Source organism: Acinetobacter sp. YT-02 (genome assembly GCF_002412355.1).
GTDB classification, from domain to species: domain Bacteria; phylum Pseudomonadota; class Gammaproteobacteria; order Pseudomonadales; family Moraxellaceae; genus Acinetobacter; species Acinetobacter towneri.
This window is the reverse complement of the sequence record NZ_NOZT01000001.1, coordinates 201068-210021: the sequence shown is the minus strand read 5'-3', so window position 1 is coordinate 210021 and position 8954 is coordinate 201068. Positions and strand designations below refer to the sequence as shown.

At 40.6% G+C, this 8954-nt stretch carries 6 protein-coding genes; 4 read left to right on the top strand and 2 right to left on the bottom strand.

Going from position 1 to position 8954, the window contains the following annotated elements; translation table 11 throughout:
• Nucleotides 1-407: 407 nt before the first annotated feature.
• The gene (locus tag CF596_RS00955; protein ID WP_096900938.1) at nt 408-1073 is read right to left on the bottom strand and encodes a DUF2057 domain-containing protein; all 666 of its coding nucleotides are present in this window, start codon (nt 1071-1073) and stop codon (nt 408-410) included.
• A 194-nt stretch (nt 1074-1267) separates the two neighbouring features.
• Nucleotides 1268-1861: a nitroreductase family protein gene (locus tag CF596_RS00950; protein ID WP_004976581.1), complete on the bottom strand. Its 594-nt coding sequence runs from the start codon at nt 1859-1861 to the stop codon at nt 1268-1270.
• An 876-nt stretch (nt 1862-2737) separates the two neighbouring features.
• Between CF596_RS00950 and thiE the strand changes: the two genes are divergently transcribed.
• From thiE to rapA, 4 genes are all read left to right on the top strand, one after another.
• Nucleotides 2738-3358: a thiamine phosphate synthase gene (gene thiE / locus CF596_RS00945; protein WP_096900945.1), complete on the top strand. Its 621-nt coding sequence runs from the start codon at nt 2738-2740 to the stop codon at nt 3356-3358.
• Between the two features lie 46 nt (nt 3359-3404).
• Nucleotides 3405-4706 (top strand): glutamate-1-semialdehyde 2,1-aminomutase, encoded by a 1302-nt coding sequence (gene hemL / locus CF596_RS00940; protein ID WP_096900937.1) that lies wholly within the window; start codon nt 3405-3407, stop codon nt 4704-4706.
• A gap of 486 nt (nt 4707-5192) precedes the next feature.
• On the top strand, nt 5193-5837 hold the full coding sequence (locus CF596_RS00935) for an RluA family pseudouridine synthase (protein WP_004973024.1): 645 nt from the start codon (nt 5193-5195) through the stop codon (nt 5835-5837).
• A gap of 146 nt (nt 5838-5983) precedes the next feature.
• Nucleotides 5984-8821, top strand: coding sequence for an RNA polymerase-associated protein RapA (gene rapA / locus CF596_RS00930; protein WP_096900936.1), 2838 nt, complete (start codon nt 5984-5986; stop codon nt 8819-8821).
• Nucleotides 8822-8954: the final 133 nt, after the last annotated feature.

The window sequence follows — 8954 nt, the reverse complement described above, 5'->3', positions numbered from 1 at the left end:
GCTCATCAATTTTCTGACTTAAATTTCGCTCAAATAAACTTCGAGTAATTTAAACCAATCAATCAATGAAATATGTTCGATCAATCAATCAGTAAAAATCCACACAAGTTGTTCTTCATAATCTCTTAATGATTTCCTGTTATTTCGTCAATAACAGCACCAATTCAATCAACACTGCGTTGGTGTGTTGCGTATTCTATACAGTTTTTGAATAGACGCAATATATTTTTTAGTTTTTTTTCAAAAAAAGTACCATCCGCCCAAATTTTAGACGCATTTCATATTTTTATCACACTTTTCTTATAATTTGTCTTTTTTTCGCACGTTACTGGATTGGTTTTTAAATAAATCCTTTTAAGGCGATAACAAAAAACAACCAGCTCAATGGAGCTGGTTGCAAATCAACATTAATTGGCTTGTTCTGCAAGCCATGACATGAATTTTTGTCGCTCTGCTTTAGTGGCTTGTTGCCACAATTGAATCAATTGTTGCTCTTTGCCTTGTGTTTGTTTTGCTGTAGGCAATGTTACTGAGGTGGTTTTCTCAGATGGCAACACTGCTGCCGCGGTATAAACTGCTGCTGGCTGATTGACCGCAGCACTATTTTGAGTGGTATCTACAGTTTTATTAAGCCAACTACCACCTAACCAACCAGTTGAGTTTGCTTTAGCACCTGTTTGTTGTACCAGCAACTGATTCTTTTGATTATATAAACCAACGCTTGGTTGATCTTTGAATTCTTTTGCAGCATCGAAGTCTTTAGGTGGATTTACCAAAGCGAGTCGATAGTTTTCGCCATCTTGAAGAATTGGGGTTTTGAGTGTAATGACGTCTGATTTTAAAATATCGTGCGCACCATTATGATGTTCAAAATATTGTTGATAACGCAAGTTAATGACATTTTCACCCGCATTGACTTTCACTTGCTGTGCAGAACTGAATAAACCTGAACGAATTTGTTGATCATTTACAGCGAGCAACTTAATTTCTTCAGGTACTGCAATAGTTACTGCTGAAAATGCTGAACTACAAGCCATCAATGCAATACTTGCTATACCTAATTTAAATGCCATATTTCACTCTATATCGTTTATTAAAGTTTGATTGCACTATGCAATGTATAAATGACAGTTTTATGACAATTCATGGGTTTAGGCATTTGCACATGAATAAGTAAGTTGTAAGGCACATCACTACCCCCAGAAACAAAAAAGTAGGATGAATCATCATCCTACTTTTTTGTCTGTGCAGTATGTGTTGCTAGAGCTTAGTTAAAGCTTTTGAAACGTGCTGCATCATCCATAAATGTTTTTTCACCAGCAGGTGCTTCAATTGAACCAAACACTAATTGTGCACGTAGTTTCCAGTTTGCAGGAATGTCATAAGTTTGCGCAACTTCTTCATCTACGATTGGATTGTAGTGCTGTAATGATGCACCCACATTGATTTCAGATAAAGCTGTCCACGCTGCGAATTGTGCAATCCCTGTCGAATGTTCTGACCATACTGGGAAGTTGTCTGCATATAGCGGGAATTGCTCTTGTAGACCTTTTACAACATCTTGATCTTCAAAAAATAAAGCTGTACCAAAACCTGCAATAAAGCTATTAATTTTTGCTTCAGTGTTTGCAAATGCTTCTGCAGGAACCATTTTATGTAAAGTTTCTAAAACGATGTTCCAAAATTGTGTATGCGATGCACCGTATAAAGTCACAACACGTGAAGTTTGCGAGTTAAATGCAGATGGGCTTAAACGAACTGCTTGTTTGATTGTACTTTCAATAGTTGCCTGATCTACAGAAACATTTTTACCAAGTGCATAGATTGAACGGCGTTTTTCTAATTGATTTAAAAATGACATTTTTAATTCCTCTGCAGAATTTTGTATAAATTAATTGATACAGCGATATTAAGCTTTTTATTCAGCATAAACATTACAAAACATACGACAGTGTGTTTTATGTATAGAACGATTATAGTTATATAAAGTGACAAATGTATGTGACTGCATTTAGGGTCTGTTGACATTTCATAAATGGCTTGCGCTGTAGGCTAAAACTGAGCAGATCAGGCATGAAACGCAGGGAATAGCGAGACTATTGCCAAGTTTCATAACGCAATCTGAGAAAGTTTTAGCCACAGCCTTTCAGGACGAGCATATTTTTTGCTGCTATTGCGTTATGAGTCAGTCATTTAGAATGACTAAATTTCCTGCCTCATGCCTTATATCAGCTAAAAAACCTTGCGAGATATATCTCTCACGTCGCAAACATAGACGAAGTGTCAACAGACCCTATATTCAGAATGGTGTTAAATCAGAAGTCATTCATCTTTAAGAAAGGATATAAAGCAAGTAGATTACTGAGAGAGAAGTATGAAAAAAATATAGACACATGATCATTTGTCGCATCCCCACATGCGCTCTGGCACAAATGATCATGTGTCTAAATGGGCGACCTAAATATGTCGTTATTCGCTGTAGTCACCCGTATGGATTTTAAAATCCATATCTTATTGAACTGGTTGCAGTTCTTGTTTTGCGCAGTTCAATTTAAGCTAAATCTATCTTTTAGCGCTATCACTAGAATTTGGTATTTTTAAGTTTTTGACTCAATAAAACCCAAACAAAATAGAAGCTTATAGAGCCTATATAAAAAAACTTGTTGAGCCTGAGGTTCTGACACATGCCACCTGAATGTGTAATAATACAGACCTTGTATTATTTGTGGCTGAGATTATGCGCGGTTTATATTTGATTACCAATGATGATCCTATCGAACTGCTTTTGGCAAAATTAGAAGGGGCGATGGCAACTTATGAAGTCGCGGTGTTGCAATATCGCCGTAAAAATGTGCCTCAAGCTCAGCAGGCATACGAAATTGAATATATGAAATCGATGTGTGATCAATACAAAGTGCCATTTGTGATTAATGATGATCTTGAAACTGCAGTGAAATATGGTGTTGGCGTACATTTGGGTCAAGAAGATGGCTCTATTGTTGAAGCGGTTGCACGTTTACCACAAGATGTATTGATTGGTCGCAGTTGTAATAACTCGATTGAATTGGCAGAGCAAGCCATTGCCGATGGTGCAAACTACGTTGCTTTTGGTGCAGTCTATGCAACTGAAACTAAACCTGAGGCAAGTACACTTACATTAGACACGCTCACACTGGCGAAGCAACAACTCAATGTGCCAATTTGCGCGATTGGTGGTTTAACTGTTGAAAACAGTCAGCCTGTCATTGAAGCAGGTGCAGATTTATGTGCAGTGATTAGTGATATATTAAGACGTCCGATGCATACTGTTGCACAGCGTGTTTATGATTGGTCTGCACTTTTCAAAGCAGACACTTAAAGCAGACAGCTAATTTTTTATTTTATTTTTTGAGTTGAGTGCCTCCATGAGCTTATCTTCAAAGCAAGAACAATTGTTTAAACAAGCCAATAAGCATATTCCAGGTGGTGTCAATTCACCTGTACGCGCATTTAACGGGGTAGGCGGAACCCCTGTATTTATTGAAAAAGCCAAAGGTGCTTATTTGTACGATGTCGATGGCAAACGCTATGTCGACTATGTAGGTTCTTGGGGACCAATGATTTTAGGTCATGCCCATCCTGCTATTATTCAGGCGGTGCAAGCTGCAGCTGAAGATGGTTTGAGTTTTGGTGCGCCAACGGTGCATGAAACGACTTTGGCCGATATTATTTGCGAAATTATGCCTTCAATTGAGTTGGTTCGCATGACCAACTCAGGTACAGAAGCCACCATGACCGCAATTCGTTTGGCGCGTGGTTATACAGGTCGTGACAAAATCGTCAAATTTGAAGGTTGCTATCATGGACACTCAGATTCGCTGTTGGTCAAAGCAGGCTCTGGACTTTTAACCAGTGGTGAAGGTGAAGCGACTTCTGCGGGTGTTCCTGCCGATTTTGCTAAACATACGCTGACTTTACCGTATAACGATATCGCCACCTTAAAAGAATGTTTTACAAAGTTTGGTGCTGAAATTGCAGGGGTGATTGTTGAGCCAGTTGCGGGCAACATGAACTTGGTTAAACCAATTGATGGTTTCCTGCAAGCAATTCGTGATGTCTGCGATGAACACGGCTCAGTCTTTATTATTGATGAAGTGATGACTGGTTTCCGTGTTGGCTTGGGCGGTGCTCAAGCACATTATAATGTTAAACCAGACCTAACCACGCTTGGTAAAATTATTGGTGCAGGCTTACCAGTAGGCGCATTTGGTGGTAAACGCGAAATCATGGAGTGTATTGCACCATTAGGTAAAGTGTATCAAGCAGGTACTTTGTCTGGTAACCCGTTGGCGATGCGTGCGGGCATTGAAATGTTTAAACATTTACGTGCCGAAGGTTTTTATGAAAACTTAACTGCGCAATTGGAAAAATTGTTGGCAGGCTTGCAAGCAGCAGCAGATGAAGCAGGTATCCCATTCAAGACACAACAAGTTGGTGCGATGTTTGGTTTGTACTTTACTGATCAAGATGACATCACCAGTTTTGATTCTATGCTGAAATGCGATGTCGATGCTTTCCGTAAATTCTTCCACGGGATGTTGCAACGTGGAGTGAACTTGGCACCATCTGCTTTTGAAGCAGGCTTTATTTCATCTGCGCATAGTGATGAAGATATTGCTTATACCATTCAAGCTGCAAAAGAAACATTTGCGGAAATGAAGGCGTAATTTGACCTCTGCTTAACACTGTCCTAAAAGGCATAGATATCTCCAAAATATCTATGCTTTAGGTTAAATTGAAGACATACTCTTCAATTTAATATCAAAGGCTTAGATCAGCGTCTTGTTAAACACTAAAATAGCCTGGTCAAACTAAATATGAATCCTATTACTTCATTTGCTCCCGCCATCAAAGATATAGCTTCAGAACGGCTTTGTTGTGCAACTATCTTGCACTATGATTTCATTGTATTTTTCTATCCAAATTTTAAAAACCTTTAAAACAGTATCTTAAAAAATATTTATGCAACAAAGCCTCCTGCATGCTATAAAACCCACATTTCTAAAAGCAGGCTGATTTAAAATTCAGCAGATTGTCTGATTAAGGAATGTAAATCGGAAAATTCATCGGGAATTGATGTATTTTGCATTGTAATTCTGTGTCAGGCTTTTTATTATTGCCGCCTTGTTTTCACGATCGGCCTGGAATTGAAATTGAGTAATTTTCTAAGCGAACACCTGATTCATCGTGACGATGAGTTTATGGTGATACATAAACCCGCTGGCATACTCACCGTTCCAGGTAAAACAGCAGATTTGCAAGATTGTGTGATGAGTCGTCTAGTTAAAATTGAGCCGCGCACTTTGCTGATTCATCGCTTAGATCGTGATACTTCGGGTATTTTGGTATTTGCACTCACGAAATGGGCGCAAAAACAAATTTCGCGTCAGTTTCAAGAACGCCAAACCGATAAAACCTATCAGGCATTGGTGGCAGGGCAACTGCAAGGTGAAGGCACTGTAGATGTGCCTGTGGTCTATGATCCTGCACATCCTCCATTACACATTGCCGATGCAACCCATAACAAACCTGCGTTAACGCATTGGCGTGCATTGGAGCAATTTGAATTGCAGGGGCAAATTGTGACTCGTGTGCAACTGACGCCGATTACAGGTCGTTCGCATCAACTGCGAGTACACATGCAATATTTAGGTCATCCAATTATTGGTGATACTTTGTATGCCACGCCCGAACAGCAACAACTCATGCCTCGTTTGTGTTTACATGCAGCAGAATTAAGTTTTCTGCATCCACAAACTGAGCAACGTGTACAGTTTACTTGCCCAGTCCCATTTTAAGCGAAAAAGATTACGCAAAGCCTGTGCTTTAGTCTCTCTTTTTAGTGCGCTTTATGTCAAAATATATTGCTATACGCCCTGAATTTTTGCTCAAATACTCAGCTGGTTTTGCGCAAAAATTTATACGTCCTAACTTCTAAATAAAGGTGGAAAAATTGCAGCAGTTTGCTATTGGTCAACGTTGGTTATCAGACACAGAAACGGAATTAGGACTTGGTGTTCTGATTGATGTAGATGAGCGATCGGTCAGCATTTTATTCCCTAAAAGTGATGAAACCCGTGTCTATGCACGCAATAACGCACCTTTATCGCGTATCATTTTTAATGTAAATGATGAAGTTCAAGACCAAGAAGGCAATGTGTGGACGGTTGAATCGGTCGAAGACCGTCATGGCGTATTGCGTTATAACGTAGTGCGTCGTTTGCAAGATGGCAGTGAAGAAAAGAAATCACTGAATGAAACCCGTATTGGTGCAAGTATCCAACTTTCAAAACCATTAGACCGCTTGCTTGCTAGCCAAATTGACTATAAAGAATGGTACGACTTGCGTATTGAAGCCTTGTTGATGCAAGCCAATATGCAAAGTAGCCCACTGCGCGGCTTGGTGGGTTCGCGTGTAGGTTTGATTCCACATCAACTTTATATTGCACATGAAGTCGGTAAGCGTTTTGCGCCACGTGTCTTATTGGCAGATGAAGTTGGTTTAGGTAAAACCATTGAAGCAGGTTTGATCATCCATCAGCAACTCAAAACAGGACGTGCGGAACGTATCCTGATTTTGGTACCTGATTCGCTGCAATATCAGTGGATGATTGAAATGCGTCGCCGTTTCAATCTGCAATTCTCTTTGTTTGATTTAACCCGTACGGCATCTATTAAAGAACACGATCCTGACCTGAATCCATTCTTGACCGAACAATGCATCATTGCTTCAGTCGATTTAATGATTGACCACGATGACTTACGCGAACAAGCCCTAGAAGCAGGTTTTGATTTGCTGGTGGTCGATGAAGCGCATCACTTAATGTGGAGCGAAGAAGAAGGTGGTAATGACCGTTATGATCTGGTCGAAGAATTAGCCGAACAAACCGCAGGGGTGTTATTGCTTACAGCAACGCCTGAGCAACTGGGTGTAGAAAGCCATTTTGCGCGTTTACGTTTACTCGATCCGCAGCGTTTTAGTTCACTAGACCGTTTCTTGGATGAAGAAGCGCAATATCAACATACGGCAAAAATTGCCGAAGTCTTAATGTCAGATGCCGCATTGGAAGAAAGCCATTTGGTTGCACTGGAAGGCTTGTTGGGACATCGCATTGAAGATAACCCAGAGCAGCGTTTCCGTGCCATCCACGAATTATTAGACCGTCATGGTACAGGGCGTATTTTGTTCCGTAATACCCGTGAAGCAATTCAAGGTTTCCCAGGTCGTGATTGTCAGCCTGCGCCGTTACCTGCACCAGAAAACTGGTCTAAAGATGGTAAGCTGCGTGAACAAATGTGGCCAGAAGAAGCGCAGCTTGATGGCGGTTGGATGGAAACTGACCCGCGCGTAATGTGGTTAATGGAGCGTTTACGTAGCGATTTAAAACACAAAAAAGTGCTTTTAATTGCGCGTAGCGGCCCTGTGGTAGAAGCCCTTGAAAATGCGCTGCGCCTACATGCAGGTATTCGTACTGCAATGTTCCATGAAGGCATGAGCTTGTTGGAACGTGACCAAGCGGCAGCATATTTCGCAGAAGATTCTTATGGCGCACAAATTTTATTGTGTTCAGAAATTGGTTCTGAAGGACGTAATTTCCAGTTTGCTTCAGACCTGATTTTGTTTGACTTACCTGCCAATCCTGACGTGTTAGAACAACGTATCGGTCGTTTAGACCGTATTGGTCAAGAAAACCGTATTCAAATTCATGTGCCGTATTTGGTGGGGACTGCGCAAGAGCGTATGTTCCGTTGGTATAACGAAGCACTCAATATTTTCAGCAATATTTCACCCACTGCACAAACCTTGCAGGAAAACTTTATTGTCGATTTAAAACACTGCTTACTTGCAGATTTAGGACAACAGTTTGAAGATTTACTGGAAGCAGTCAGTGTGCAGCGTGAAGCTTTGGAAGCAGAACTTCAAGCGGGTCGAGATCGTTTGTTGGAATACAACTCTTGCCGTCCTGTGGTGGCGCAGGAAATTGTACAAGCTTTAGAAGATTACGACGACAATACCACGTTGCCTATGTTTATGAAGCGCTTTATGGCATCGACCAATATTGACTTCGATGAACAAAGCAATGGCACGGTGATTATTAAACCAACTGATCAAATGCAAGTGCAAGGTTTGACCTTAGACGAAGAAGGCATGACCGCGACGTTCTATCGGGATCAGGCGCAAATTCGTGAAGATGCACAGTATTTGACCCTAGAGCATCCATTCACAGAAAGCGTGATGGAAATGATCAATACACAAGGTTTTGGTAGCACCAACGTTGCGGTATTAAAATCTGCCGCTTTGCCACAAGGTTCTGTGTTGCTCGAAGTCTGGTTCAAAGTGGATGTCATTGCACCGAAAGCGCTGAATTTGCCATCAAGCTTGCCACAGCAACTCATTCGTGTCTTATTGAGCGAAAAAGGGCAGGATTTATCGCAAAAAATTGCCCCTGAAATTTTAAAACCTTATTTACATCATTTAGATGGCAACAGTTGTCGTCAAGTGGTGAAAGCACGCCGTGACGCGATTGAAGCGCGTTATACACAGGCTTTGGAGTTGGCTAAAGCTGCATTGCCTGAATTTAAGCAACAAGCTAAAGATGTATATAGCAAAAAATGGCAATATGAAATTGACCGTTTAAGCTATTTGAAGCAATTTAACCCAAGTATTCGTGAAGATGAAATTACACGTTTACAGAAATTGCAAAAAGAAGGTTTGAGTTTGTTAGATGGTCTGTCGGTTACGCCTGAAGCCATTCAGGTGATGGTGGTGGTTAAGCCATAAAGAGTGCATTCAATACAGGTGTCTAGACGGTGTATTTGTATTGAGTCGGTTTTAATCAATCACTTTTTGAAATATTTGGCATCTTCTAAATTGCGCGTTTTAAGTTGGGCATTGCGCCTTATTTTTACGGAGC